The sequence below is a fragment of the Catellatospora sp. NPDC049609 genome, assembly GCF_040675365.1.
Taxonomy (GTDB): domain Bacteria; phylum Actinomycetota; class Actinomycetes; order Mycobacteriales; family Micromonosporaceae; genus Catellatospora.
The window spans coordinates 1-24,443 of sequence record NZ_JBFAOU010000120.1 but is presented as its reverse complement, the minus strand read 5'-3'; the positions used below and the strand labels follow the sequence as shown (position 1 = coordinate 24,443).

Here is a 24,443-nt window from a genome sequence, read left to right as displayed (position 1 = left end):
GGCGAGTCTCAGCGCGGGCGCGCGCTGGCTGGATCTGGCCGGGGATCGATCAAAGAAAAGTCATCCAGATAGGCCAACGTCTATGAGAAAACGGGTGCGGCGAAGACTGTGGATCAGCAGGGGCGGCGGCCGGCGAAGCCGGTGTCGCTGCGGTGATACCAGGTGATGCCGTCGTCGCCCTCCAGCCAGCACCAGCGCACCGGGCGGCCGTCCAGCTCACCGGGGAAGTCCAGCAGCAGCGGGGCGAAGCCCTTGACCTCGATGTCCTGCTCGGCGATCTCCTCCAGCCCGGCGTACAGCCGCGCCTCCAGCGCCTTCGCCTCGGCCAGCCCGCCCAGCTCGCTCTGCCCGCCGGTGTCCAGGTCGGCGCGCAGCTCGGCGAGGTCGGCCCGCACGCCGATCAGCTCCTCCAACCGCGGGAGCAGGTCCGCCAGCCGGGTGCGCGCTTCGTCGAGCGTGAACATGGCCACCAGTATGTCGGAGCCGGCGCCCCCGCCCGCACGCCGCCACGGCTCACCGCCGCGGCCGGACCTGCCAGCGCACCAGCCCCAGCTCCCGCGAGGCGGTGGCGACCGTGCCGCCCCCGGCGGCGAGCGCGGTGACCGGCCCGGTGGCCACGTACGCCACCGGCTCGGCGCGCGCGGCGTCCCAGACCCGTACCCCGTCCTCGCCCGCGCTGGCCACCAGGCCGGCACCGGCGAACGCGACGCCGGACACCGCGCCGCGGTGCGCCCCCAGCGGGCGGCACGTGCCGTCGGCGAGGCGCCACAGCAGCACCTGCCCCGACCGGTCGCCGGTCACCGCCAGCCCGTCGCGTACGTCCACCGCCCACACCTGCGCACCGCCGCCGCGCAGCCGCGTCACCTGCTCGTCCGGGCCGATGCGGCGCACGGTGCCGGAGACGTGCCCGGTGACCAGGGTGCCGTCGGTGTCGCGGGCCAGCGCCATCACCTCGCGGCCCACGTCCACGCCGCCGGAGCGCCGCAGGCCGGGCCAGCGCGTCACGCTCGCCTCGGTGCCGGCGCAGACCAGCACGTCACCGCCGTACGCCAGGGCGCGCACCGGGCTGCCGTGCGTGCCGAGCACGGCGGGCCGTGCGCCCCAGACCCGCAGCACGCCGTCGTCGCCCGCCGCGACCACGTCCGCGCCGACGACCGCGAGCGCGCGCACGGGCGTGCCGTGCCCGCCCAGCACGGACACGCCGCCGTTCTCCAGGCACACCACCGTGCCGTCGTGGTGTCCGGCGTAGACCCGGTGCCCGTCCGGGCTCACCGCCAGCGCCGTGATCGGCGCCTCTCCCGGTGCCGACCCGCCATCGGCGACGCGGCCCGCCCCCGGCGCCGTCTGCGCGGCGGCCGCGCCGCTCGCCGGGGACGGCTCATCCGGCGGCCAGGAGAAGCCATCCGGGCCGCTGACCACAGGCCGCTCGCCGCTGAAGGCACGCGCGGCCGCCGGACCGGCGGGGGACGGCTCGTCCGTGGGCGGGACGTCCGTGCCGGCGAGGTCCCACAGGCGCACCGGGCCCTCGGCCGCGCTGGAGATCACGTGGCGGCCGTCGGGACTGACCGCGACGCAGCGCACCGGCGCGTCGTGTACGCCCAGCTCGCGGGGCAGGGCCGGGCGGCCCGGCGCCAGCGGCCAGGCCAGCACCCGGCCGTCCCCGGCGCCGCTGACCGCCCACGCGCCGTCGGGGCTGACCGCGACCGTCCACACCTGCGCGTCGTGGTGTCCCAGGTCGCGGAACGGGCCGCCGTCGAGCGGCCACAGCCGCACCACGCCGTCGTACGACCCGGCGACGGCGTACGCGCCGTCCGGCGTCACCGCGACGGTCTCCACCCACCCGTCGTGCCCGCCGAGGAAGCTGCCGGTGCCGCCGTCGAGCGCCCAGACCCGCACCGCGGCGTCGCGCCCGCCGCTGACCAGGAAGCGTCCATCAGGGGTGTACGCCAGCGCGCGCACCTGGTCGGGGTGCTCCCCCACGATGCGCTCGCCCAGCCCGACCGTGTCCCACACACGCACCTGCCGATCGCGTCCGGCCGCGGCGAACGAGCGGCCGTCCGGCGCGTACGCCACCGCCCAGATCTGCCCGAAGTTGCGGGACAGGCGCTCCGGCAGGCGGCCCGGCGCGGTGCCGTCGCGGTGGTGCAGCCGCACCATGCGGTCGTTGCCGCAGGACAGCACCGTGCGCCCGTCCGGGGCGACCGCCGCGCCGTGCACCGCCGCGTCGTGCGCGCCGAGCTGTTGCGAGGTGCCGTCGGCCAGGTCCCACACCAGCAGGCGGCCCTCGCCGTCGCCGGTCAGCACGGTCGCGTCGTCCAGGAAGCGGACCGTCCACACCTGACCCGCCCGCGGGTCCAGGCTGCGGAGCAGCGCCGCACCGGCCCGCCGGGTGGCCGACAGCGGCACCAGCCCGGCCCCGTCCCGGCGTACCGCCTCCTGCCAGCGGGCCAGCCGGTCCGGTGGCTCGCCCGCGTGCGCGGCGGCCAGGCACAGCTGCGCCGCGACCGCCACCCCGTCCCCGGCGCGCAGCCGGTGCGCCTCCACCTCGACCAGGCGCAGCAGCGGTCGCACCGCGGCCTGCGGGACCGAGCGCAGCAGGGCCAGCACCGCGTCCACGCCGGTCGCGGCGAGCGCGGCGGTCAGCCAGCGCGGGTCGGTGACCAGCCCGGACAGCCGGTCCGTCGCGCCACGCGCCAGCAGCGCCCAGGGATGGAACTCCAGCAGGTGCCGGGGCGTGTCCACGGGCCAGCTCCGGTCGCGCCACGCGTCGGCCCAGCCGTCGACCGCGGCGGCGTACGGAGCGAGCCGCTCCGGGCCGAAGACGGTGTCCCGGCACTCGTCGAGCAGGGTCTGGTGGGCGAAGCGCCAGGCGCCGCCGGTGCCGTCGAGCACCCGGCCCGCCCGGTCGCGCAGCGCCGCCTCCACCTCGAACGGGTCGGCGCCGTCCAGCGCGGCCAGCTCCGCCACCCGCAGCGGGCCGCCCGCGGCGGCGAGCAGGCCCAGCAACCGCCGCGCGGGCGCGTCGTCGAGCAGCCCGCGCAGCTCCTGTGCGGCCCGCTGCTCGACCCGCGCGGCGGGCACGGCCTGCCCGATCGGGCGCGGCGGAACGGTCCACAGCGGATGGTCGGGGTCGAGGTCGTCCGGCGGCTCCCAGGTGTGGCGGCTGGTGACCAGCACGTGTGCCCGGCCGGGCACCGCCGCCGGCAGCAGCGAGGCGACGCTGCGCTCGCCGCGCGGGCGCAGATCCTCGTCCAGGCCGTCGACCACGAGCAGCAGCCGCCGGTCCAGCCGGGCGGCCCGTTCGGCGGCGCGCCGCCACAGCTGCGCCAGCGCGGCGGCGTCGGCGACCGCGGGCGCCGGTTCGTCCAGCAGGTACGCCAGCTGCCCGGTGACCGCCGTGAGAAAGCGCGCGCCCGAGGCATCCAGGGCCCGCCGCTGCATCAGGTACGCCACCACGTCCACGCCCGCGGGCGGCCGCACCGCCAGGTGCGCGACGAGCGCGGTCTTGCCCGCCCAGGGCGGCGCGACGAGCCAGCGGCAGCCCTGCCCGCCCCGGTCCGGCTCGCCCGCGGCGAACGCGGCCAGCTCGGCCAGCTCCGCCGCCCGTTCCAGCAGCGCCGGTGTGCGCGCGGCGACCTCGGCCAGGGTGGCCGCGTACGCGGGGCGCGGGCGCTCGTCGGGCAGCGCCGGGAGCAGGTCGGGTGCCGTGCCGAGCAGCGCCCACCAGGCGGCGGCGTCGGGCAGCCGGTCGATGTGGTGCACCGGCGTCAGCGTCAGCGCCGCGTCCCCGGCCCGCGGCTGGTGCTCGGTCACCACCCCCACCACCACGTCGGATCCCTGGTACGCGGTGACCACGACCGTGCCCGAGACACCCGACCAGGCCGACGCGCCCAGCGCCTCCTGCTGCGCGGGCAGCGGCCGCGGCGCACCCGCCACGCGCAACGTGAGCAGGTCGGCGATCCGCTGCTCGTCGGTGGGGATGACGCCGTCGAGCTGGGCGGTGTCGCGCACCGGGGTGCCGCCGTCCCGCCCGGCCGTGCGGAACTGCGGGTAGCCGACCCCGCGGCAGCCGTCGACCTGGCGGGCGACGCCGCGGCGCACGGTCGCGAACCCGAGCCGGGGCAGCCATCCGACCGGTTCGGCCAGCTCCAGCAGGGCGAGGTCGGCGGTGGTCACGTCGCCGAGCAGGCGCACCATGGCGGGCAGCTCGACCTTGTCGGCGCGGCGCACCGTCACCGTGCCGCCGGGCGGCACCGCGTGCGCGGCGGTCAGCACCAACCGGTCGGTCACCAGCAGGCCGGACGAGCTGGTCCAGCGCGGCCGGGCCTCGGGCCCACCGTCGTGGATCACCTCGACGGCCCGGTCGGCGAGCCCGCCGCCGTGGGCCGTCACGCGGGATCACCCGCGCGGCACACCGCCGAGCCGGCAACGTCGCGGATCGCCGGGCCGCCCGTGTGGAGCGCCGCCGGGGGCTGCCCACCCGCGGTCACGCCGGCTTCTCCTCGGACGCCGAGCCGACGCGGATCGGGCGGCCCGACCGGTCCACCGGCGGGTCCAGCTGGATCGTCACGGTCTGGATCGACTCGCGGGCCACGCCCGCCGACGCGCCGAGCTCCAGCACCCAGAAGCGGACCCCGCCCTGCGCCTCCGCGCTGCGGGTCACGCCCACCTGGAACTCCAGCGTCACCTGCCCCACCGGGAACTGGATCTCGCTGCCCGCCGCGGCGGCGGTGGCGCGCGCCAGCTCCTCCCGCAGCGCCGAGACGACGTCGACCAGCCCGAGCTCGGACATGCGTGCTCCCCGTGTCGTGAGTGGATCGAAGACCGCCGCCCATCCTCGCGCACCGCCGTCCCCGACCGCCACCGGGCGGGCGACATTCACTCACGTACGACTCGGTCACTCTGCGCGACCCTTAGAGAACGCTGAAGCGTCGGAGGGGTCGTGATCACCTACTATCGCGATGAGACGGTGGCGGTGACCTCGACCTTCGTCCAGATCGAGGACCGTCGGCTCCGCCTGTCCGAGCTGCGCTACGTCTGGCACCGCCAGCAGCGGCCGGACTGGCACGTGCGCCGTCGCACCGCGGGCCGCGGGGTGCTGAACACCCTGATGATCCTGGCGGCGCTCGCCGGGCTCGTCGCGCTGGTGGGGCTGGCCGCCTCCGCGTACGGCGAGACGAAGCTGGCCGCCGCGGTCGGCCGGCTGCCGATCCCGCGCGACACGCTGCTGCTGCTCGCGGTGCTGCTGCTGGTGGTCGGCGCGGTGCCGCTGCTGTGGGAGTGGGCGCTGCACCGCGTCGACGACAGCTACGATCGCGGCAACGCGATCTACGAGATCTGGGCGGAGACCGACACCACGCAGATCCTGCTGCTGCGCTGCGACGACGCCACCCGCTTCGGCAAGATCTACCGCGCCCTGCAACGCGCCCTCGGCCACTGACCCCCCACGTCACGGCACAGTACGGCGCGGGACGGTGGTCAGCCGAGCGCGACCGTGCCGGCGGCGCCGTCGACGGTGATCTGCTGCCCGGACGTGATCCGGCCGGTGGCGTCGGGGACGCCGACCACGGCGGGGATGCCGTACTCCCGCGCCACCACCGCGCCGTGCGAGTTCGCCCCGCCCATCTCCATGACCAGGCCGCCCGCGGTGAGGAACAGCGGTGTCCAGCCGGGGTCGGTGGAGGGGGCGACCAGGATCTCCCCGGGCTCCAGGTGCGCGCCGACCGGGTCCATGATGACCCGGGCGATGCCGGTGACCTGCCCCGCCGAGGCCGGGGTGCCGGTCAGCGCCCCGTCGGTGGCGGCGGTGTGCAGCTTCGCCTCCGGCTCGGTGCCGTCGGAGAGCAGGACCCGCGGGATGTGCCGGCGGCGCAGCTCCTCGTCGTACGCCCGGCGCCGCTGCTCGACCAGGTCGCGCTGGTCGGTGCCGGTGAGCCCGGCGCGCGCCTCGGCGAGGTCGAGGAAGTACACGTCGTCGGCGTCGGCCAGCCGCCCCTGCCTGACCAGCTCCGCCCCGACCAGCGCGAGCTGGGCGCGGCAGGCGGCGAGCACCCGCACCATGTAGTACTTCGGCAGCTCGCGTACGCCGGCCAGGGCGCGGGCCCGGCCGAGCAGTCCCCGCACGGCCCTGCCGCGCAGCCGGCCGCGCCGGGCGGCCCGCTTCGCCAGCGTGTCGACCATGGCCTCGGCCTCGGCGGCACCCCGTGCGAACAGCCGGTCGGGGGTCAGCGCGGTGCCGTCGGCCGGGTCCATGCGCAGGTAGTTGGCGAGCACGCCGAGCAGGTAGCGGGGGTCGTCGGACCAGCGTGGCAGGCCGAGGTCGATCTCGGCGACCGCGCGGTGGCCGTAGCGGGCGAGGAAGGCGGCGAGGCCGTCCCGCGCGGCGGCGGGCATGGTGCCCGCCTGGCACCGGTCGGCCAGCTCGTCCACGGTGGACTCGGCGAACAGCCGCGCGGACGGCCCGTCGGCGCGCAGCCGCTCGGCGAGGTCCCAGAGCTGCAGGTCCATGTCGGTGGTGACGTTGTTGGGGATGCCGCGCAGGACGGCCTGCACCTCGCCGACGGCGGCGTCCGGGCCGAGCAGCCTGTCGGCGATGCCGAGCGCGACGAAGCCCGCCGCGGCCACCGGCATCACCCGCGGCACCAGGTGCACCACCTCGCCGGTGAGGGTCTGCTGCACGAAGTCCAGCCGCTGCGCCGCGGTGGCGTCCTGCGGCACGGTGAGGACATCGTCGAGTTCGGACCCGAGGCGGCCGACCGCGGCGAGTCCCTTCTCCGGCCTGGCCAGCGCCTGCAGCAGCCGCACCGGGATGCGGTACTTCACCGCGACCCGGCCCACCCGCCGCACGAAGGGCAGCCGCGACCGGCGGATGTTCGACAGCCGCGGGTCGTCGAACAGGGTGCTGATGGCGGCGCCGGAGCGGGCCTCCATCACGCCGAGGATCTTCGGGATGAGGGTGCGGCCCATGGTGCTGCGGACCGCCGTGGTGATGTCGAAGTACACGCGCTGCCCGGCCGTGGTGAACATGGCGGGCCCGGCGAGCGGGTCGGCGACGGGGAAGCCGAACAGCCGCGACGCCCCCGTGGCCAGCACCCGGAACGCGGCCAGGCCCATCGGCGTGATCGGACGGTAGAGGCCCTGCGCGACGCTGAAGCAGAAGTAGACGCGGGTGCCCGCGTCCGGGGCGGGCGCGGGGTCGGGCAGCGGGAACAGCGTGGTGACGGGCCGGGCCTGGGTCAGCCACAGCGCGCCGTCGCCGTCGATCGCCCACTCGGTGTCCTGCGGCGCGCCGTAGTGCGCCTCGACGCGCTCGCCCAGCTCCGCGAGGGCCAGCACCTGCGCGTCGGTGACGCAGGCCTGCTCGGCTCCGGCGGCCAGGGTGACGTGCTCGGTGCCGCCGCCGGGCAGCGCGCGGACGGCCAGCCGCTTGTCGCCCAGGCGCCGGTGCAGGATGGTCCGGGCCGGGGTGTCCACCACGAAGTGGTCCGGGTTGACCGCACCGGAGACGACCGCCTCGCCGAGGCCGGGGGCGGCGTCGATGACGGCCTGGCGGCGGTGCCCGGTGACCGGGTTGGCGGTGAACATCACGCCGGCCACGGCCGAGTCGACCATCCGCTGCACCACCACGGCCAGGCGCACGGTGCGGTTGTCGATGCCGTTGACGGCCCGGTAGACCACGGCGCGGTCGGTCCACAGCGAGGCCCAGCAGCGGCGTACGGCGTCGATCACCGCGTCCTCGCCGACGATGTTGAGGTAGGTGTCCTGCTGCCCGGCGAAGCTGGCGAACGGCAGGTCCTCGGCGGTGGCCGAGGAGCGCACCGCCACCGGCACGCCGTCGCCGAGCCGGGCGTATCCGGCCGCGACGGCCTCGGCGATGCCGGCCGGGATGGGTGCCGCGAGCAGCGCCGCACGCGCCCGTCCGGCCAGCGCGGTGAGTGTGGGCACGTCGGTGGCGGGGGTGCGGGCCAGCGCGTCATGGATCTCGTCGAGGTGCGCCGACGCGGCGACCACCCGGTATGCCTCCGTGGTCAGGCACAGGCCGGGCGGCACCGGCAGCCCGGCCCGGGTGAGCACGCCCAGGTTGCCCGCCTTGCCGCCGACCTCGGCCAGCATCCCGGCGTCGATGTCGGCGAAGTCGAGCACGAGCCCGGTCGCCGGTGGCGGTGTCGCCTTCGGACCGCCTGGCCCGCTCGTGCCGCGCTCCGGGCGCGACCGCACGATCCGCTCAGTGCCCTCGCTCATCGAGATGCCTCCTCGAGGCCTTGCCGAGCAGGGCCATGGCCTCGGCCACCAGGCGCTGCTCGTCGTCGGTCAGGTACGTCATCAGCTGCCGCTGGGCCTCGGCGCGCACCCGCTCGAAGGAGCGCAGGTAGTCGCGCCCGGCGGGGGTGATCCGCAGGCGTTTGGCCCGCCGGTCGACCGGGTCCTCGTCGCGCTCGACCCAGCCGTGCCGCACCATCTGGTCGATCAGGCGGCTGGTCACCGACATCGAGCGGCCGAGCTGCCCGGCGAGGTCGCGGACGGTGGGGTGCGGGCCGGTGTCGAGCACGTAGAGCGTGGCCATCTGCAGCAGGTTGGGCTCGGTGTCGCCCATCCGCCGGAGCAGGCCGAGCAGGAAGTCGGGGATGACCGCGCGGCGGAACAGCCCGATGTCCTCGGCGAGCTGGTCGTGCGGGCTGGTCATGGCCGCTCCATTTGCTTGCGGATTAGCAACTAATGTGAGAACGCAAGTATAACTCCGCAGGCCGGCCCCAAGTCAACAGTGTTGAATTAAATGGGCGAGGTGAGTCCACTCACCCCGCGGGCGTGGATCCGATGTCCGCCGGTCGCATCGCCGACTGCCGCGGGTGGCTGATCAGCCGAACGGCTGCCGGTCGGGCTGGCAGACGGTGCCGTTCGGCGGGGCCGCGAGGTCGACGAGGTAGCGCGTCCGCGCCTGGTCGATGCACCCGCTGGGGACCTGGTAGCTCGGGTGGCCGTAGCCGTTCAGGGTGAGCAGCACCGCGTTCCCGAGCCGCTGCTGGGTGGCCTGCGCGTTCTTGTACGGCGTACCCGCGTCGTACCGCGCGCCGATCAGCAGGATCGGGGTCTTCGTCGTGGCGTTCCACGGCCCGGTGTAGCGGTCGGGGCTGGCGGCGGGCCAGTTCGCGGCGCACGGCGCCCACAGCCACCAGCCCAGCACCGGTCCCCACAGCCTGCCCGACTCGGTGAAGGCGGCGATCGTCTGCGGCCACTGCGCGACCGGCACCCGCGCCGGGCCGTCGCCGCAGGAGATCGCCGCCGACGTGGTCGACGCGGCGAAGGCGGCCGGGCTCTGCATCTCCCGCGCCTGGGTCAGCAGCGCCGACGCGTCGCCACCGGCGGCGGCGTCGAGGTCCTTCGCGAACTGCGGCCAGGTCAGCGGCAACCGCAGCGGGTTGAACGTGGTGACCAGCAGGTCCCCGTAGCCGAGCGAGCCGGGCGGGTCCGCGTGCGGCGCCGGGATGGGCGCCCGGCGCGCGTCGGCGAACAGCTTCGCCACCCGCTGCGCGGCCGTCCCGCCGTGCCCGGCGAGCGCGCACTTGGCGGCCCCGGCCTGCTGGCACAGCTTGACGAACTGCGCGAAGACCTCGTCGGCGGACGAGACGTTGTTCGCCGTCCGCGTCTCGGCGCTCGCGGTGTAGTCGACCGCGTCGACGATACCGTCGAGCATCATCGCCCGCACCCGGCCGGGGAACAGGTTGGCGTACGTCTGGCCGATCATCGAGCCGTAGGACAGGCCGGCGTAGGTGAGCGCGGGGTCGGCGACCAGCTCGCGCAGCCGGTCGAGGTCGCGGGCGGTGTCGGCGGTGGAGGTGTGCGCCAGGAGCCTGCCGCTGACCTCGCCGCACCGCCGCGCCAGCTCGACGGCCCGGCGCTGGTACGCCGCCGACTCGGCCGGGGTGACCGGGATCGTCGCCCCGGCCCAGAACCGGGCCTCGGCGGCCTCGTCGGGAAAACACCGGATCGGGGTGCTGTCGTTGGTGCCGCGCGGATCCCAGCCCACGATGTCGAAGCGGCCCGCGCCCCACCGGTCGAAGTCGTCGCCGCCGTCGCGCACCAGCGCGACGCCGCTCTGCGCCGGCCCGCCCGGGTTGGCGAACATCGACCCGATCCGCTGGTCGGGACGGCTCGCGGCGCGGCGGATCACCGACAGCTCGATCTGCTCGCCGCCCGGCTGCGACCAGTCCAGCGGCACCTGCACCCGGGCGCACGCGAACTGCTCGGCCAGCCCGTCGCACGGTTTCCACTCGATCGCGGCCGCCCGGCGCACGACCGGGGCCGCGTGCTGCGTACAGGCGGACACGGCGAGCAGGCACGCGGCGGCGGCCGCGCCGGCGCGGACCCGCAGCCGGGCCCGCCGGAGCACGTCATCCCTGGTCATCCCGACCCCCGTCCGGCCACGACCGACGTCCTCACGCTACCGGCCGGCGGGTCGCCGGGACCGGGCAACGGGCAGCGCGGCCGGTCAGGCGTCCAGGCCCGCGCGGTACGCCAGCCGCGCGGCCTGGACCCGGTTGTCCGCCTCCAGCTTGGCGAGGATCGCGCTGACGTAGCCCTTCACCGTGCCCTCGGTCATGAACAGCTCGGCGCCGATGTCGGCGTTGGACAGCCCGCGCCCGACCAGGCGCAGCACGTCCACCTCGCGCGCGGTCAGCGAGTCCAGCCGCGACCGCTCCTGCGCCGACAGGCGCGGCCCCTGCTCGGCTACTCCACCGCCCTCGCCAGTGTCACCGCGAACCTGCCCTGCGGGTCCGTCCACCAGTGCGCGGCCTCGAACCCGGCCTTGGCCAGCTCCGCCTCCACCCGGTGCCGGTCGAACTTCGCCGAGATCTCGGTGCGCATCTCCTCGCCCGCCCGGAAGTCCACCTCCAGGTCCAGCGCCGGCACCTCGACCCGCATGTCCCGCAGCGCCCGCAGCCGCATCTCGATCCAGTGGTGCCGCGGGTCCCACAGCGCCACGTGCTCGAACGCGGTCAGGTCGAAGTCCGCCCCCAGCTGCCGGTTGAGCACCCGCAGCACGTTCAGGTTGAACTCCGCGGTCACCCCGGACGCGTCGTCGTACGCCGCGACCAGCGTCTGCGGGTCCTTGACCAGGTCGGTGCCGAGCAGCAGCCACTCCCCCTCGTGCAGCACCTCGCGGACCTCGGCCAGGAACGCCGCCCGCTCGACCGGGGGCAGGTTGCCGATGGTGCCGCCCAGGAACACCACCATGCGCCCGCCCCCGCCCGGGATGCGGTCCAGGTCGTGGCTGAAGTCGCCGACGATGCCGTGCACCTCCAGGTCCGGGTAGTCGCCGTCGATCGCCTTGGCCGCCGAGCGCAGCGCCGACTCCGACACGTCCAGCGGCACGAAGCGCGCCAGCGTGCCCTCCCCGTGCATCGCGTCCAGCAGCAGCCGGGTCTTGTCCGACGAGCCGGAGCCCAGCTCCACCAGCGTCTTCACGCCGGTCTCGTGGGCGATGTCGGCGGCGTGCTCGGCCAGCACCGCGCGCTCGGCGCGGGTCGGGTAGTACTCGGGCAGCTGCGTGATGCGTTCGAAGAGATCGCTGCCGTAGGCGTCGTAGAACCACTTCGGCGGCAGCCACTTCGGCTTCGCGGTGAGGCCCTCGCGGGCGTCCACCCGCAGCTGCTCGCTCAGGTCGTCGGGTGTGAGGTAGACGTCGAGTTTCACAGCTCCTCCACGGTGTACGCGGCGGGGCCGGCCACCACCAGGCGGCGGTCGGGCACCCGTACCCAGCCGGGGTCGTCGTCGAAGGGCTCCGAGGCGACCAGGGCCCGGCCGGCGGCATGGTGCACCGCCAGCGCGTGGCCGTAGGTCGTCGCGTAGGCCTTCTCCCCGTCGGTGAGCAGAAGGTTCAGCCGGGAACCGGCTGCGGCGGCGCTCACCTCCACCGCCGTCGCGCGCAGCGCCTCGGCCGGGCCGTACCCGGCGCGCAGGCGGTTGCGCACGAGCGTCCACACGAACGCGGCGTCCGTGGGCGCGTCCATGGTCAGCAGGTCCGTCACCGGCAGGCGCTCGGCCAGCTTGGCCATCGTGTCCGGCCAGCCCGCGACGAACCCGTTGAGGCTGAAGAACCAGCCGTCGGCGGTGAACGGCGCGCACGCGTCGTCGGTCACCGTCATGCCCGGCGTCGCCGAGCGCACCGCCGCCAGCACCGCACTGACCTCGGTGACCCGGGCCAGCGCGGCGAAGTTGCGGTCGCTCCAGATCGGCATCGCCCGGCGGTAGCGCATCGGCCCGGCGGGGGTGTACCAGCCCGCCCCGAAGCCGTCCACATTGATCGTCCCGCCGCCGCGCATGTCCCGCGGCGCCCACGACTGGTGCTGCAGCCCGTACGGCGGCTCCACCAGCAGCGCCGCCAGCGGCACCGGCGGTCCGAGGTACACCAGGTGGCGGCACATGTCAGCGGCGCTCCCCGAGCTCGTCGGGGCGCGCGTCGCGGGCACAGCGCAAGCCACTGAAGATCTGCCGCCGGACCGGGTAGTCCCAGTTGCGGAACGTGCCCCGGCAGGCCGCCGCGTCGGTGCCGAACGAACCCCCGCGCAGCACGCGGTAGTCGTCGCCGAAGAAGACCTCCGAGTACTCCCGGTACGGGAACGCCGTGAACCCCGGATACCCGCGCAGCGGCGAGCTGGTCCACTCCCACACGTCCCCGATGAGCTGGTGCACGCCGTGCGGCGAGGCTCCCGCCGGGTACGCGCCCACCGGTGCCGGGGACAGGTGGCGCTGGCCCAGGTTGGCGTGCTCGGGGCCGGGATCGTCGTCGCCCCACGGGAACCGGCGCGAGCGCCCGGTCGCCGGATCGTGCCGGGCCGCCTTCTCCCACTCCGCCTCGGTCGGCAGCCGCTTGCCGGCCCACGCCGCGTAGGCGCTCGCCTCGTGCCAGGACACGTGCACCACCGGCTCGTCGGCCACGATCGGCTCGCGCCTGCCGAACCGGGTGTACGTGCCGTCGCCGTGCCAGTGCCCCGGCCCGCTCAGCCCGGCCTCCTGCCGGTGCGCCCACCCCCGTGGGCTCCACCAGCGGGCGTCGTCGTACCCGCCCGCGTCGATGAACGCCTGGTACTGCGCGTTCGTCACGGGCGCCCGGTCGATGAAGAACGCCGGCACGTCGACGGTGTGCTCAGGACGCTCGTTGTCCAGCGCCCACGGCTCCAGCGAGGTGCCCATCGCGAACGGCCCGCCCGGGATGAACGCCTCCCCGGTCACCGGCTGCCGCGACGGCGGGGGCGGCGGCGCGACCAGCACCGGGTCGCCGCGGCGCAGCTGGTGCGTGGCGAGCATGGTCTCGTCGTGCTGCTGCTCGTGCTGGATGATCATGCCGAAGGCGAAGCCCTGCTCCACCAGCGGCCGCCCCTCCAGCTCGACCGTGTCCAGCAGGTCCAGCACCTTCTCGCGCACCGAGCGCACGTACGCCCGCGCTTCGGCCGGGCCGAGCAGCGGCAGCTGGGGGCGGTCGGCGCGGGGATGCTTGAACGCGTCGTAGAGCTGGTCGATGTCGGCCCGCACCGGCTCCCGGCCGCCGACGTCGCGCACCAGCCACAGCTCCTCCTGGTTGCCGACGTGCGCCAGGTCCCACACCAGCGGCGACATCAGCCGCGAGTGCTGGCGCACCAGGTCGTCGTCGTCCACCGCGTCGGTCAGCCCGATGCTGCGCTCCCGGGTCCGGGCCAGCTCCGCCGCCGCCCGCTCCCGCAGTTCCGTCGTCATGGTTCACCTCACTCCCTCAGCCTGCCCGGCCGCGTGCCGGCTCATGCCTCGATGCGGCGATCACCTCAGCCCCGCCGCCAGCAGTCGGCATACGGCCGCCTCCCGCACCGCGTCGGCCGTGGCGGGCGGCAGGTCGGTGTCGGCCAGCGCCGCACCGGCCAGGTCCAGCAGGCGCGGGGCGACCGCGGCGATCGCCGGGTCGGCCAGCCCGTGCCGGGCCGCCTGCACCCACCGCCCCTCGGCCGGCGCCGCCAGCGCGATCGCCTCGTCCACCGTCTGCTCGCGGGCGAGCAGCGCGGTCAGCAGCGCGGCCGGTGCCGTCCAGTCCGTTCCGGACTGCATGTCCAGGTAGCGCACCTCGAGGTAGCCGCGCGCCCGCACCGGCGGGAACAGGGTGCTCAGGTGGTAGTCGAGGTCCGCATAGGTCGGCGGCGGGTCCAGCGCTCCCGCGATCCAGTCGGCGAAGGTCAACCCGGCCGGCACGTCCCAGCCGCCGTCCCGGCGTACGCACAGCAAGGGTGTGTCCAGCACCCGCCGCGCCCACGCGGCGACCGGGTCGGCCCCGTCACCGCCCGGCGGGCCGTTGCGCGCCGGGTCGGCGGCCAGGCAGGCGCGCATCCGGCTGGACGCCCACCCGGTGTCCACTCCGGCATACCGCGGCGAGTTGGCGAACGCGGCGACCAGCGCCGGGCCCACCGCGTGCAGCGCCCGCCAGCGCGGCGCGACCCGGTCCGGCAGTCCCGCGTCGAGGCACACCTGCACGCTGGCCGTCCCGCACATCCACTGCCTGCCGTACGGGCCGAAGCGGTCGAAGACGCGCTCCATCGTGGCGTACCGCGGCGTGTCGAGGATCCGGCGGGGCGGCCGGTGGGCGTCACAGCCCTGCCCGGCGAGCGTCAGGCCCGCGCGATCGAGAAGGCCGGTCAGCTGCTCCAGATCCGCCATGGCGGCGTCGAGCAGTCCGGAGAGGGATTCGCTGGTGGCGGTGGAGATCTCCACCTGCCCGCCCGGTTCGAGGGTGACCCGGCCGCCGTGCGCGAGCGGGGTCTGCGGGCTGTCCGGCACCAGGCTGCGCGGGGCATGCTCGCCCAGCGCCGAGCCGAGGACTCCGGGATCGACCGGCCTGGCCGGATCGTCCCGGTGGTGCGTGGTCCACTCGAGCTCGATGCCCACCCGTCCCGGCGGCCCCGTCTTGAAGCACACCTTCGCGACGTACCCCTCGGCCTCCGCCCGATCCCCGATCCGGGCCTCGACCTCCAACGTCTCCTGCCACACCCTCCGCTCACCCCCACTCACCGAGAGCACCCCAACCTACCCCCTCCCCACCACCCCCCACCCCCGTTTCCCCCGCGTTGATCATGAACTTGTGGCCCGGCTCGACGGTGTGTCGCTGCTACAACTTCCTGATCGACAGCGGTCTGATTCCCGGATAGGCGGATCTCCAACCCTCGGGCGGGCGGACAATGACCACATGCAGCCCGAACCGATCACGGAGCCGACCCTGGAAGAAGTGCTGGAAGAGGAGCCCGACTTCGCGAGCGAGCACTCGCGCACCAGCACCACCGAGGTGGTCAGTGCCGGCGAGGACAAGCACTCGGATCCCGACATACCGCTCGGTCTGGGCGGCATGGACATGAAGCGCCTGCGCCTGCTCGACTGACCCGGCACGAGCCGCAGTCGATCAGGAGGCTGTGACCACGACACGCCGCCGAACCGTGCCATAAGTTCATGATCAACGAGGAAAAGGGAGGCCCCGCCGGGGGTGCCGGCGGGGCCTGGGGTGGTGGGGTGGGGGTTAGGGGAGGGCGTTGAGGAAGGGTTCGTGGGAGTTGCTGAACTCCCAGTTGTAGTAGCGGTCCCAGTTGATGGACCAGGTCATCAGGCCGCGGAAGTCGGGGCTGGTGCCGCCGCGCAGCGTGTAGCCGCCGCAGGTCTGGTTTTTGACCAGGCAGTTGACGGCCTGCTGGACCTGGGCAGGGGTGGTGTAGCCGCCGCCGGCGCTGACCGCGGCGGGGACGCCGAAGGCGATCTGGTCCTCGCGCAGGGCGGGGAACGTGATGCCGGTGTTCGCCACGGTGAAGCCCGCGGCCAGCATGTCGGTCATGGCGATGTGGAAGTCCGCGGCGCCCATGTTGTGGTACTGGTTGTCCAGGCCCATGATCGGGCCGGAGTTGTAGTCCTGCACGTGCAGCACGGTCAGGTCGTTGCGCAGGGCGTGGATGACCGGCAGGTAGGAGCCCGCCCGGTTGTCGCAGCCGCTGCACGTGCCGCCGTAGAACTGGTAGCCGAGCTGGACGAAGAACGTCTCCGGGGCCATGGTCAGGATGAAGTTCGAGCCGTAGCGCGACTTCAGCGTCCGCAGCGCCGAGATCAGGTTGACGATGACCGGGGTGGTCGGGTTGCGGAAGTCGCCGTCACCGGGGTTCAGGTACAGCGAGTGGCCCTCGAAGTCGATGTCGAGGCCGTTCAGGCCGTACTTGTCGATGATGGCGCTGACCGAGCTGACGAACGTGTCCCGGGCCGCGGTAGAGGTGAGCTGCACCTGGCCGTTGGCGCCGCCGATGGAGATGAGCACCTTCTTGCCCTGGGCCTGCTTGGCCCGGATGGCGGCGATGAACTCCGCCTCGCTCTCCACGTTCGGGCACTCGGCGACCGGGCACTGCCGGAACCGGATGTCGCCCGAGGTCACCGAGGTCGGCTCGCCGAAGGCCAGGTTGATGATGTCCCAGGAGGACGGGACGTCGGCCATCCGCAGGTAGCCGGAGCCGTTGGCGAAGCTGGCGTGCAGGTACCCGATCAGCGCGTGCTTGGGCAGCCCGGTGTTGACGCAGCCCGTGGTGGTCACGCTGAGCACCGCGCTCTTGGCCGACTCACCTGCGGAGTTGTACGCGGTCACCGTGTACCCGTGCGCCGAGCAGGTGCCCAGGCCGCTGATCGTCGCCGAGGTGCCGGTGACCGTGGCGACCACCGCGGTGCCCTCGTACACCCGGTAGCCGGTGGCGCCGGTGGAGGCGTTCCAGGCCAGGGAGACCGAGTTGTTGGCGACGGCGGTGGTCCGGAAGTTGCCCGGCGTCGCGGGGACGCTGGTGCAGCCGGAGGTGGTCGTGCTGACCGCCCCGCTCTTGGCCGACTCGCCCGAGGCGTTGTACGCCGCGACCGTGTAGCTGTGCGCCGAGCAGGTGGCCAGGCCGCTGATCGTGGCCGAGGTGCCGGTGACCGTGGCCCGCACGGTGGTGCCCTCGTAGACGCGGTAGCCGGTCGCGCCGGAGGAGGCGTTCCAGGACAGCGACACCGAGGAGTTGGTGGTGCCGGTGACGGCCAGCCCGCCCGGGGTCGGCGGGACGCTGGTGCAGCCGGTGGTGGTGGCGCTGACGGCACCGCTCTTGGCGGACTCGCCGGTGGCGTTGTACGCCGCCACCGTGTACGTGTGCGCCGAGCAGGTGGCCAGGCCGGTGATGGTCGCCGAGGTGCCGGTGACGGTGGCCCGCACGGTCGTGCCCTCGTACACCCGGTAGCCGGTCACGGTGCCGCTGGACGCGCCCCACGACAGCGCGATCGAGCTGTTGGTGATGGTGCCGGCCGACGGGTTGCCGGGCACGCCGGGCACGCCGGTGCCGCCGGGGCCGTCCAGGCTGACGTCGTCGGCGAAGTAGGTGCCCTGGCCGTACCAGCCGTGGGTGTACACCTCGACGCTGGTCTGCGACGCGCCGGTGGTGAACGAGACGGACAGCTGCGTGTACGCGGCCGCGCCCGGGGTCCAGGTGGACGCGCCGCCGGTGACGCCGAGGTAGACGTAGTTGCCGCGCACCCAGCCGGTCAGCACGTAGGCGGTGTTCGGCTGCACCGACACGGTCTGCGCGCACTTGGCGTTGTCCGCAGCGGACGCCGCGCCCTGCAGCGCCTTGGTGCCGCTGCGCACCGGGGTGGTCACCACCGAGCCGAGGCCGCCGGTGCAGGCCCACGGGGACAGGGTGCCGGTCTCGAAGCCGGGGTTGGCCAGCAGGTTGGCCGCGGACGCCGGGCTGGCGACGGCGAGGATACCGCCCGCGACCAGCAGCGACAGGGCGGCGGAGACGATGCGGGATCTTCTGATCACGAGCCCTCCTCTGAATGGATGGCCCTGATTATTAACTCTCTTAACTGTTAATGTCCATGCCAGATTGATGAAGTGGCCTATGTGGACCGTCGCCGGTGATCAGGCCAGCAGCGCGGTGGTGGCGACGCCCACCCCGACCACGATCACCACGGACGAGGTGAACACCGGCAGCAGCCGCCAGGCGCGGTGCGTCGTCCAGGCACGCGGGGCCCGCGCCAGCCGGTCGCGCAGCCGGGTCAGCAGCAGCCCGACCGTCAGCAGCGACAGCGCCATCCCCGCCCCGTACGCGGCGACCAGCAGCACGCCGTACCAGGCCCGGCCCAGCGCCACCGCGCCCAGCAGCACCACCACGGCCGACGGGCTCGGCATCAGCCCGCCCGCGAGGCCGATCGCGACCACCCCGCGCACGCCCGGCGGCCGCGGCCCGTGCCCATGCCCGTGCCCGTGGCAACCGCCATGCCCGTCCGGATCCCCGTGCCCGGCCAGGGCCGATGCGGCGTGGGCCGGGGCGGCTGCGGCATGGTCGCGCCAGGCGCGGCGCAGCAGGGAGATCCCGACGGCGATCACCAGTGCCCCGCTCAGCGCCGTGAGCAGCGTGTACACCCGGTGCGGGGCGAAGTGGAGCCCGGCGGCCAGCAGCACGCCCAGCGCCAGCACCCCGGCGGTGTGGGTGGCCGCGACGGTGCCCGCCACCGAGGCGGCCTGGCGCAGCGTGCCGCGCTCGTTCACCAGGTACGTCGCCATCATCAGCTTGCCGTGGCCGGGTGCGAGCGCGTGCCCGGCGCCCAGCGCCAGCGCGGCCAGCAGCGCCAGCGCGGCGAACCCCGGCGTCAGCTCGCGCCGCCCGGCCAGCCCGGCGAAGGCGGCGGCGAGCCGGGCCAGGCCGAGGCCGTGATCGTGGTCCTGCTCCTGGGCGGCGAGCCCCGGCGCCGGCGCCCCGGCGTGCTCGTCCGCGCCGATCAGCCACCAGGCGGCCAGTGCCACGGCCGCCACCGCGACCGGCACCACGACCGCCGGCCGCCCGATGCGCACCGCACCCGCAGTTCCCGTCGCCATCCGGCCGCCCTCCCGCTCGTCGCCCGCCCGTCACTCAACCGAGGGCGTACCGCCCCAGAAACGGCTCGATCAGTAGCAAACCGGCCCAGCAGACCTGGTCAAATCATCACATTCCCCGTATCCGCCGCAGGCCGGTCGCGTTGGACGTGTGGTGCCGCAGCCCGGCTCGGGCCCCGCGGTCGTGCCCACCTACCCCGCCACCCGGCGGTCACGAAGGACGATCCATGCACATGTCCTGGGAGCAGTCCCGCAAGGCATTCCTCGCCGCCCTCGCGACGACGATGATCGTCCTGGCGGCGGCGCTGGCGATGCTGACGCTCGCCGGTCCGGCCGACGCCAAGCCCGACGACCGGCCCAAGCACCGGGGCTACGGCACGCACTCGGCGTCGCCGTCGATCGCGCCGAGCACGGCTCCCTCCGAGGAGCCGTCCGCGGGCCCGTCGACCGCCGCCTCGCCCTCCAAGTCCGCGTCGGGCCGCCAGCACGACGACGGCGGCGATGACGACGGCGGCCGCGATGACCACGACGGCGGTGACGATGGCGACGAGCTGCCGCGCACCGGGGTGTCCGGGCCGCCGACCGGCATGCTCGTGCTGTCCGGACTGAGCGTGCTGCTGCTCGGCGCGGGCGCGCTGTGGCTGGCCGCCGCGCTGTCGCGCCGACTGGAGGGCACCCGCCTGCACGCGCAGGCCGCCGGCGCCGTGGCCGCGCTGCGCCGCCGCCCGAGCCCGCGTCCCCGCCGCTGAGAAACCCCGTCTGACAGCTCCGCAGCCGTGGACGCGGCACGCGGGGTGAGGCACGGCTGCCGCCCTGCCCGCCCTGCGTGCCGCATCCACGGCTGCGCCGTGCGCCTGATCCGGCCGTGCCGTCCGGCGAAGTTCTACGCCGTCGTACACAAATAAAGTTAAATCTTTACAGCTCTCATTCTCCGCCTAAGATGTTGAGGATGACCGATGGACCGGCCGGCCCCACCGCACCGCCGCCGGACCTCGTGCCCGCCACCGTGCTGCGGCTGGACCGTCCCGAGCTGGACGCGACCGCGCGGCTCGTGGTCCGCGGCGCCGTCGACCCGCGGCTGCGCGAGCACCGCCGGACCGGTGCCGCCTCGCCACTGGCCTACCTCTACGAACGCCCCGACCCCGACGCCCCCGAGGCCGATCTGACGCTGTCGGTCGGGCACTACGACGAGGCGAACCTGGTCTGGGTCTTCTCCGGCGAGGTGGACGGCATCATCGGGCTTACCCAGCCCACGGCTTCGGCCGGCGACCCGCCGGCCGCAAGGAGAGGAGAGACCGCATGACGACCACGCTCACCCGCAACCCGCTGCGGACGTCCCTGTCGATGACGCAGGGGCACGACTTCGACCAGCCGCTGCCGGTGGACCACGACCAGCAGCCGTTCGGCTACCTGTTCGCCGACTGGAACCCGGGCACGCCCGAGGAGGCTCCGGAGACCCTCGGCCACTACGACGTCGAGGAGCAGGTCTGGGTCACCCCGACCGGCGAGATCACCATGGGCATCTACACCAAGACCCGCACCTCCGGCTCCGGCTGTGGCGACTGCGTCACCGACGACGCCTGCGCCTAGGAGCCGAGCATGTCCGACTCGCCGTCGACCCCGCGGGTGCTGATCCTGACCCAGGAGTTCGATCCCACGGTCGACCCCGTGGTGAAGAGCCTCAAGGCGCGAGGCGCCGACGTCGTCCGCGTCGATCTGAGCTACTTCCCCCAGACGCTGACGTTCACCACATCGGACTTCGACGGCGAGCGGCGGTCGTTACTGCACCGCGGGCGGCGGGTCGATCTCGACTCGCTGTCCGGGGTGTGGTACCGCCGGCCCACCGCCTTCGCGTTCGACCCGGCCATGAGCGAGGCGGAGCAGCAGTTCGCCCGCAACGAGGCACTGCACGGCATCGGCGGTGTCATGCGGGCCACGGACTGCCTGTGGATCAACCGGCCCGAGGTGGACGCCGTCGCGGAGCTGAAGCCGTACCAGTTGCAGCTGGCCAAGCGGCTGGGCTTCCGCACGCCGCGCACCCTGCTGACCAACGACCCGCAGGAGGTCGCCGCCCTGGTGAAGTCCGTGGACGGGCCGATCGTCTACAAGGCGCTGACCGGCGGCGTGATCCACTATCCGGGCGGGTTCCCGGCCGGGCTGTTCACCACCGTCGTCGGCGACGAGGTGCTGGAGCACGCCGACCGCGTGCGCCACACCATGTGCATGTTCCAGGAGTACGTCGACAAGGCGTACGAGGTGCGCCTGACGGTCATCGGCAACACGTACTTCCCTGTGGTCATCGACTCGCAGGCCATGCCCACCACCACGGTGGACTGGCGCGGCGAGAACCAGCTGCCGTACGGCCCCTACCGCCCGCTGCCCGACGACGTCGTGGCACGGACCCAGCGGCTGCTGGCCGAGCTGGACATCGTGTACGCCGCCGTCGACTTCATCGTGACGCCGTCCGGCGAGCACGTGTTCCTGGAGGTCAACCCCGGCGGCCAGTTCATGTGGATGCAGCACGACCTGGCGCTGCCGCTCAGCGAGGCCGTGGCCGACCTGCTGGCCGCGGGCGAGCCGTTCCGGCGCGGGCCGGTGACCCAGGTGGGCTACTGACCGTGGCGTGGGCGCTGCTCGTCACCGGCCAGCTCCTGCTGGCCGGGGTGCTGGGCTTCTCGGCCGGGGCGAAGCTGCTGGACCCGGGCGCGTACGCGGCGTTCCGCGCGTCGCTGCCCGGCAACCTCGGCCTGCCCCCGCGCGCGGCCGGCCCGGTCGCGGCGGGGGTGGTCGCCGCCGAGGCTGCGCTGGCGGTCGCGCTGGCCGTCGCCGTCGCGGTGCCCGCGCTGGCCGTGCCCGCGCTGCTCGCGGCGGCCGGGCTGCTGGCCGCGTTCACGGTCGCGCTCGTGCTGATGCTGCGCCGGGGCGTACGCCAGGCGTGCCACTGCTTCGGCGCGGGCACCCGCCCACCGACCGCCGCCGCCGTGGCGCGCAACCTCGCCCTGCTCGCGGTGGCCGCGAGCACGACCGCCGCGGCGTGGCCCGCACCCGCCCCGCCGCCCGAGCCCGCCCCGAACGGAGCCGCCATGCCGCACCTGCCCGCGATCCTGGCCCTGCTCGCCGCGGCCTGCGTGCTGAACACGGTGCTGGTCGTCCTGGTGCTGCGGCAGCTGCGGCAGCAGTCGGCCCTGCTCCGCGTCAGCATCGAGGGCGTCGCCAACCCCGAGCCGATCATGAAGGTGGCGGGCGGCCGCGTCGACGCCTTCACCGCCGTCACCGTGGACGGCGAGCCCGTCAGCGCGGACCAGCTCGACGGCGACACCCTGGTCGGCTTCCTGTCCCCCGGCTGCCCCGCCTGCGCGGAGAGCCTGCCCGGCTTCCTCGCCCGCGCCGAGGAGATCGGCGGACGGGAGCGGACGCTGGCCGTCGTGCTCGGACTCGGCTCCGCCGCCGACACGCTGTGCGAGCGCATCGCGCCGGTGGCGCGGGTCGTCAACGAGCCCGAGCGCGGGCCGGTGTCGCGCGCCTTCGGCGTGGACGGCTTCCCGGCCTTCGCGCTGCTGTCCGGGCATACCGTCGTGGCCAGCCACTTCGTGCTGGACAAGGTGCCGCAGAGCAGCGCCGGGTGACCCTGGTGCGCGACAGCCTGCGAGCCGCCCTGCGGCTGGCCGCCACCTCCGCGCCGCGCTGGCTCGCCGCCCGGATCGGGCTGGCCGCCGCGACGGCGGGCGTGCCGGTGCTGGTCGCCTGGCTGATGAAGACGGTGCTCGACCGCATCGTCGCGCCGGACGCGCCCCTGCTCACGCCGGTGCTGCTGCTCGCGCTGGCCGGAGTGGCCGCGGTGCTGCTGCCCGAGCTCGGCCGGTACGCCGACGCCGAGCTGCAGCGGCAGGTCGGGCTGGCCGCCCGGCGGCAGCTCTACGCGGCGGTGGGCCGGCTGGACGGGCTGCGCGCGTTCGAGAACCCGCGCTTCCACGACCGGCTGTCGCTGGCCGCCGAGGTCGGCCCGACCGGCCCCGCCGAGGCGGTCACCAGCGCCATCGGGGTCGGCACGGGCGTGGCCACGGCCGCGGCGTTCCTGGCCGCCCTGGTCACGGTCAACCCCTGGATGCTGCTGGTGGTGCTGGTCGCGGCGCTGCCCACGCTGCGCGCCGAGCTGAAGCTCAGCCGCCACCGCGCCGACATGCTCGGCGAGCTGGGCCGCAACACGCGCCGGGAGTTCTTCTACGCCCAGCTGATGACCAGCGTCACCGCGGCCAAGGAGGTGCGGCTGTTCGGCCTGTCCGGGCTGTTCGGCGCCCGGATGATCGGCGAGCTGCGCCGGATCCACGCCGGGCACCGCCGCATGGAGCGCCGCGAGCTGGCCGTGCAGTGCCTGCAGGGTGTGCTCGGCGCGGCCGCCGCGGGCGCCGGCCTGGTCTGGGCCGCCGGCGCGGCCCGCGCGGGCGCGCTCACCGTCGGCGACGTGTCGGTCTTCGTCGCCGCGCTGGCCGGGGTGCAGGCCGGGGTCAGCGCCGCCTGCGTCAACCTGGGCCGGGCGCACGAGGCGCTGCTGCTGTTCGGGCACTTCCGCTTCGTCACCGAGGCCCCGCCGGACCTGCCCGCCGGAGACCGCCCGCTCGCCGCGGCGCCGCCGCTGCGGCACGGGATCGAGTTCGACGACGTGTGGTTCCGCTACGAGGACGACCTGCCCTGGGTGCTGCGCGGGGTGAGCCTCACCATCCCGGCCGGGCAGGCCGTCGCCCTGGTCGGCCGCAACGGCGCGGGCAAGAGCTCGCTGGTCAAGCTGCTGTGCCGGTTCTACGACCCGACCCGCGGCGCGATCCGGTGGGACGGTGTCGACCTGCGCGACCTGCCCCCGGCGGAGCTGCGCCGCCGCCTCGGCGTGGTGTTCCAGGACTTCATGGCGTACGACCTCAGCGCCGCGGAGAACATCGGCCTCGGCGACGTGGCGCGGCTGGACGACCGGGCGGCCGTCGCCGGCGCGGCCCGGCGGGCCGGGGTGCACGACACCGTGGCCGCCCTGCCGCGCGGCTACGACACCATGCTGACCAGGGTCTACCTGGACGCCGCCGACCGGGACGACCCGGACTCCGGGGTGGAGCTGTCCGGCGGGCAGTGGCAGCGCGTGGCGCTCGCGCGGGCCCTGCTGCGCGACGGCTGCGACCTGCTCATCCTGGACGAGCCCAGTGCGGGCCTGGACGCCGAGGCCGAGGCCGAGATCACCGACCGGCTGCGCGAGCACCGGGCGGGGCGCACCAGCCTGCTGATCTCCCACCGGCTCAACACGGTCCGCGACGCCGCCCGGATCGTGGTGCTGCGCGACGGCACCGTCGCCGAGCAGGGCACCCATCAGGAGCTGGTCGGCACCGGCGGCGAGTACGCCCACCTGTTCGCCCGCCAGGCCGCCGGCTACCTCGACAGCCGCACCTGACCTGCGACAAGCCGCGCCCCACACCGGCTCCGGCAGCACCCCGCCGCGTGACTTTGCTCTGCTTACATGCCCGCGACCGTCGAGCAGCTCGCGGCGCAGGAGCGGGAGTCGCGGCGGGAGCCGTCGGCGGCG

Annotated in this window: 20 protein-coding genes and 2 pseudogenes; 8 read left to right on the top strand and 14 right to left on the bottom strand. The window is 74.7% G+C overall.

All coding sequences use genetic code 11. From position 1 onward, the window contains the following. Positions 1 to 113 precede the first annotated feature (113 nt). The 3 genes from AB0J67_RS27465 to AB0J67_RS27455 all read right to left on the bottom strand — a co-directional run bounded on the left by AB0J67_RS27465 (position 114) and on the right by AB0J67_RS27455 (position 4,792). On the bottom strand, positions 114 to 464 hold the full coding sequence (locus AB0J67_RS27465) for a DUF2203 domain-containing protein (protein WP_363486351.1): 351 nt from the start codon (positions 462 to 464) through the stop codon (positions 114 to 116). 49 nt (positions 465 to 513) lie between these two features. Beyond that, entirely contained in the window at positions 514 to 4,392 is a 3,879-nt protein-coding gene (locus AB0J67_RS27460) for a hypothetical protein (protein WP_363486350.1), read from the bottom strand. 94 nt (positions 4,393 to 4,486) lie between these two features. Further along, positions 4,487 to 4,792, bottom strand: coding sequence for a trypco2 family protein (locus tag AB0J67_RS27455; RefSeq protein WP_363486349.1), 306 nt, complete (start codon positions 4,790 to 4,792; stop codon positions 4,487 to 4,489). 150 nt (positions 4,793 to 4,942) lie between these two features. Between AB0J67_RS27455 and AB0J67_RS27450 the strand changes: the two genes are divergently transcribed. Beyond that, positions 4,943 to 5,440 carry a DUF6232 family protein gene (locus tag AB0J67_RS27450; RefSeq protein ID WP_363486348.1) on the top strand — a complete coding sequence of 166 codons (498 nt, stop codon included), beginning with the start codon at positions 4,943 to 4,945 and terminating at the stop codon, positions 5,438 to 5,440. A 38-nt stretch (positions 5,441 to 5,478) separates the two neighbouring features. Here the strand turns inward: AB0J67_RS27450 and AB0J67_RS27445 are convergent, their stop codons facing one another. The 8 genes from AB0J67_RS27445 to AB0J67_RS27410 all read right to left on the bottom strand — a co-directional run bounded on the left by AB0J67_RS27445 (position 5,479) and on the right by AB0J67_RS27410 (position 15,027). Next, positions 5,479 to 8,241: a PEP/pyruvate-binding domain-containing protein gene (locus AB0J67_RS27445; protein WP_363486346.1), complete on the bottom strand. Its 2,763-nt coding sequence runs from the start codon at positions 8,239 to 8,241 to the stop codon at positions 5,479 to 5,481. After that, on the bottom strand, positions 8,225 to 8,683 hold the full coding sequence (locus AB0J67_RS27440; RefSeq protein ID WP_363486345.1) for a MarR family transcriptional regulator: 459 nt from the start codon (positions 8,681 to 8,683) through the stop codon (positions 8,225 to 8,227). The genes AB0J67_RS27445 and AB0J67_RS27440 overlap by 17 nt, the downstream gene beginning before the upstream one ends. A gap of 171 nt (positions 8,684 to 8,854) precedes the next feature. Beyond that, positions 8,855 to 10,402 (bottom strand): alpha/beta hydrolase, encoded by a 1,548-nt coding sequence (locus AB0J67_RS27435; protein ID WP_363486344.1) that lies wholly within the window; start codon positions 10,400 to 10,402, stop codon positions 8,855 to 8,857. A gap of 84 nt (positions 10,403 to 10,486) precedes the next feature. Further along, on the bottom strand, positions 10,487 to 10,780 hold the full coding sequence (locus AB0J67_RS27430; RefSeq protein WP_363486343.1) for a response regulator transcription factor: 294 nt from the start codon (positions 10,778 to 10,780) through the stop codon (positions 10,487 to 10,489). Continuing rightward, on the bottom strand, positions 10,726 to 11,691 hold the full coding sequence (gene egtD / locus AB0J67_RS27425; protein WP_363486342.1) for an L-histidine N(alpha)-methyltransferase: 966 nt from the start codon (positions 11,689 to 11,691) through the stop codon (positions 10,726 to 10,728). The genes AB0J67_RS27430 and egtD overlap by 55 nt, the downstream gene beginning before the upstream one ends. After that, a complete protein-coding gene (gene egtC, locus AB0J67_RS27420) occupies positions 11,688 to 12,422 on the bottom strand; it encodes an ergothioneine biosynthesis protein EgtC (RefSeq protein ID WP_363486341.1) in 735 nt (244 codons plus the stop codon). Before egtC ends, egtD begins: the two co-directional genes overlap by 4 nt. 1 nt (position 12,423) lies before the next feature. Next, the gene (gene egtB, locus AB0J67_RS27415; protein ID WP_363486340.1) at positions 12,424 to 13,731 is read right to left on the bottom strand and encodes an ergothioneine biosynthesis protein EgtB; all 1,308 of its coding nucleotides are present in this window, start codon (positions 13,729 to 13,731) and stop codon (positions 12,424 to 12,426) included. A 60-nt stretch (positions 13,732 to 13,791) separates the two neighbouring features. Beyond that, positions 13,792 to 15,027: a glutamate-cysteine ligase family protein gene (locus AB0J67_RS27410; RefSeq protein ID WP_363486339.1), complete on the bottom strand. Its 1,236-nt coding sequence runs from the start codon at positions 15,025 to 15,027 to the stop codon at positions 13,792 to 13,794. A gap of 175 nt (positions 15,028 to 15,202) precedes the next feature. Here AB0J67_RS27410 and AB0J67_RS27405 point away from each other — a divergent pair, with 175 nt between their 5' ends. Next, positions 15,203 to 15,391: a hypothetical protein gene (locus AB0J67_RS27405; RefSeq protein WP_363486338.1), complete on the top strand. Its 189-nt coding sequence runs from the start codon at positions 15,203 to 15,205 to the stop codon at positions 15,389 to 15,391. Between the two features lie 135 nt (positions 15,392 to 15,526). On the opposite strand, the pseudogene AB0J67_RS27400 reads toward AB0J67_RS27405, so the two are convergent. From AB0J67_RS27400 to AB0J67_RS27390, 3 genes and pseudogenes are all read right to left on the bottom strand, one after another. Further along, positions 15,527 to 16,549: pseudogene (locus AB0J67_RS27400) on the bottom strand (chitinase); the annotation flags it as partial. 573 nt (positions 16,550 to 17,122) lie between these two features. Continuing rightward, positions 17,123 to 17,827, bottom strand: a pseudogene (locus AB0J67_RS27395) (carbohydrate binding domain-containing protein); the annotation flags it as partial. Between the two features lie 99 nt (positions 17,828 to 17,926). Next, positions 17,927 to 18,883 carry a hypothetical protein gene (locus AB0J67_RS27390; RefSeq protein WP_363486337.1) on the bottom strand — a complete coding sequence of 319 codons (957 nt, stop codon included), beginning with the start codon at positions 18,881 to 18,883 and terminating at the stop codon, positions 17,927 to 17,929. 224 nt (positions 18,884 to 19,107) lie between these two features. Here AB0J67_RS27390 and AB0J67_RS27385 point away from each other — a divergent pair, with 224 nt between their 5' ends. The 6 genes from AB0J67_RS27385 (at position 19,108) to AB0J67_RS27360 (ending at position 24,311) form a co-directional block, all read left to right on the top strand. Next, complete coding sequence (locus tag AB0J67_RS27385; RefSeq protein ID WP_363486336.1) at positions 19,108 to 19,629, top strand: hypothetical protein; 522 nt, start codon at positions 19,108 to 19,110, stop codon at positions 19,627 to 19,629. A gap of 200 nt (positions 19,630 to 19,829) precedes the next feature. Further along, a complete protein-coding gene (locus AB0J67_RS27380; protein WP_363486335.1) occupies positions 19,830 to 20,183 on the top strand; it encodes a hypothetical protein in 354 nt (117 codons plus the stop codon). Next, positions 20,180 to 20,470, top strand: a complete 291-nt coding sequence (locus tag AB0J67_RS27375) for a hypothetical protein (RefSeq protein WP_363486334.1) — start codon at positions 20,180 to 20,182, stop codon at positions 20,468 to 20,470. Before AB0J67_RS27380 ends, AB0J67_RS27375 begins: the two co-directional genes overlap by 4 nt. A gap of 9 nt (positions 20,471 to 20,479) precedes the next feature. After that, positions 20,480 to 21,496, top strand: coding sequence for an MvdC/MvdD family ATP grasp protein (locus AB0J67_RS27370; RefSeq protein ID WP_363486333.1), 1,017 nt, complete (start codon positions 20,480 to 20,482; stop codon positions 21,494 to 21,496). A 2-nt stretch (positions 21,497 to 21,498) separates the two neighbouring features. Further along, a complete protein-coding gene (locus AB0J67_RS27365; protein WP_363486332.1) occupies positions 21,499 to 22,506 on the top strand; it encodes a MauE/DoxX family redox-associated membrane protein in 1,008 nt (335 codons plus the stop codon). Continuing rightward, the gene (locus AB0J67_RS27360; protein ID WP_363486331.1) at positions 22,503 to 24,311 is read left to right on the top strand and encodes an ABC transporter ATP-binding protein; all 1,809 of its coding nucleotides are present in this window, start codon (positions 22,503 to 22,505) and stop codon (positions 24,309 to 24,311) included. Before AB0J67_RS27365 ends, AB0J67_RS27360 begins: the two co-directional genes overlap by 4 nt. Positions 24,312 to 24,443 lie beyond the last annotated feature (132 nt).

Bases quoted from the DNA above. Each gene is read 5' to 3' on its own strand.
- AB0J67_RS27465 (WP_363486351.1), bottom strand. From the start codon at position 464: ATGTTCACGCTCGACGAAGCGCGCACCCGGCTGGCGGACCTGCTCCCG.
- AB0J67_RS27455 (WP_363486349.1), bottom strand. From the start codon at position 4,792: ATGTCCGAGCTCGGGCTGGTCGACGTCGTCTCGGCGCTGCGGGAGGAG.
- AB0J67_RS27445 (WP_363486346.1), bottom strand. From the start codon at position 8,241: ATGAGCGAGGGCACTGAGCGGATCGTGCGGTCGCGCCCGGAGCGCGGC.
- AB0J67_RS27440 (WP_363486345.1), bottom strand. From the start codon at position 8,683: ATGACCAGCCCGCACGACCAGCTCGCCGAGGACATCGGGCTGTTCCGC.
- AB0J67_RS27435 (WP_363486344.1), bottom strand. From the start codon at position 10,402: ATGACCAGGGATGACGTGCTCCGGCGGGCCCGGCTGCGGGTCCGCGCC.
- egtC (WP_363486341.1), bottom strand. From the start codon at position 12,422: ATGTGCCGCCACCTGGTGTACCTCGGACCGCCGGTGCCGCTGGCGGCG.
- egtB (WP_363486340.1), bottom strand. From the start codon at position 13,731: ATGACGACGGAACTGCGGGAGCGGGCGGCGGCGGAGCTGGCCCGGACC.
- AB0J67_RS27405 (WP_363486338.1), top strand. From the start codon at position 15,203: ATGCAGCCCGAACCGATCACGGAGCCGACCCTGGAAGAAGTGCTGGAA.
- AB0J67_RS27390 (WP_363486337.1), bottom strand. From the start codon at position 18,883: ATGGCGACGGGAACTGCGGGTGCGGTGCGCATCGGGCGGCCGGCGGTC.
- AB0J67_RS27385 (WP_363486336.1), top strand. From the start codon at position 19,108: ATGCACATGTCCTGGGAGCAGTCCCGCAAGGCATTCCTCGCCGCCCTC.
- AB0J67_RS27380 (WP_363486335.1), top strand. From the start codon at position 19,830: ATGACCGATGGACCGGCCGGCCCCACCGCACCGCCGCCGGACCTCGTG.
- AB0J67_RS27375 (WP_363486334.1), top strand. From the start codon at position 20,180: ATGACGACCACGCTCACCCGCAACCCGCTGCGGACGTCCCTGTCGATG.
- AB0J67_RS27370 (WP_363486333.1), top strand. From the start codon at position 20,480: ATGTCCGACTCGCCGTCGACCCCGCGGGTGCTGATCCTGACCCAGGAG.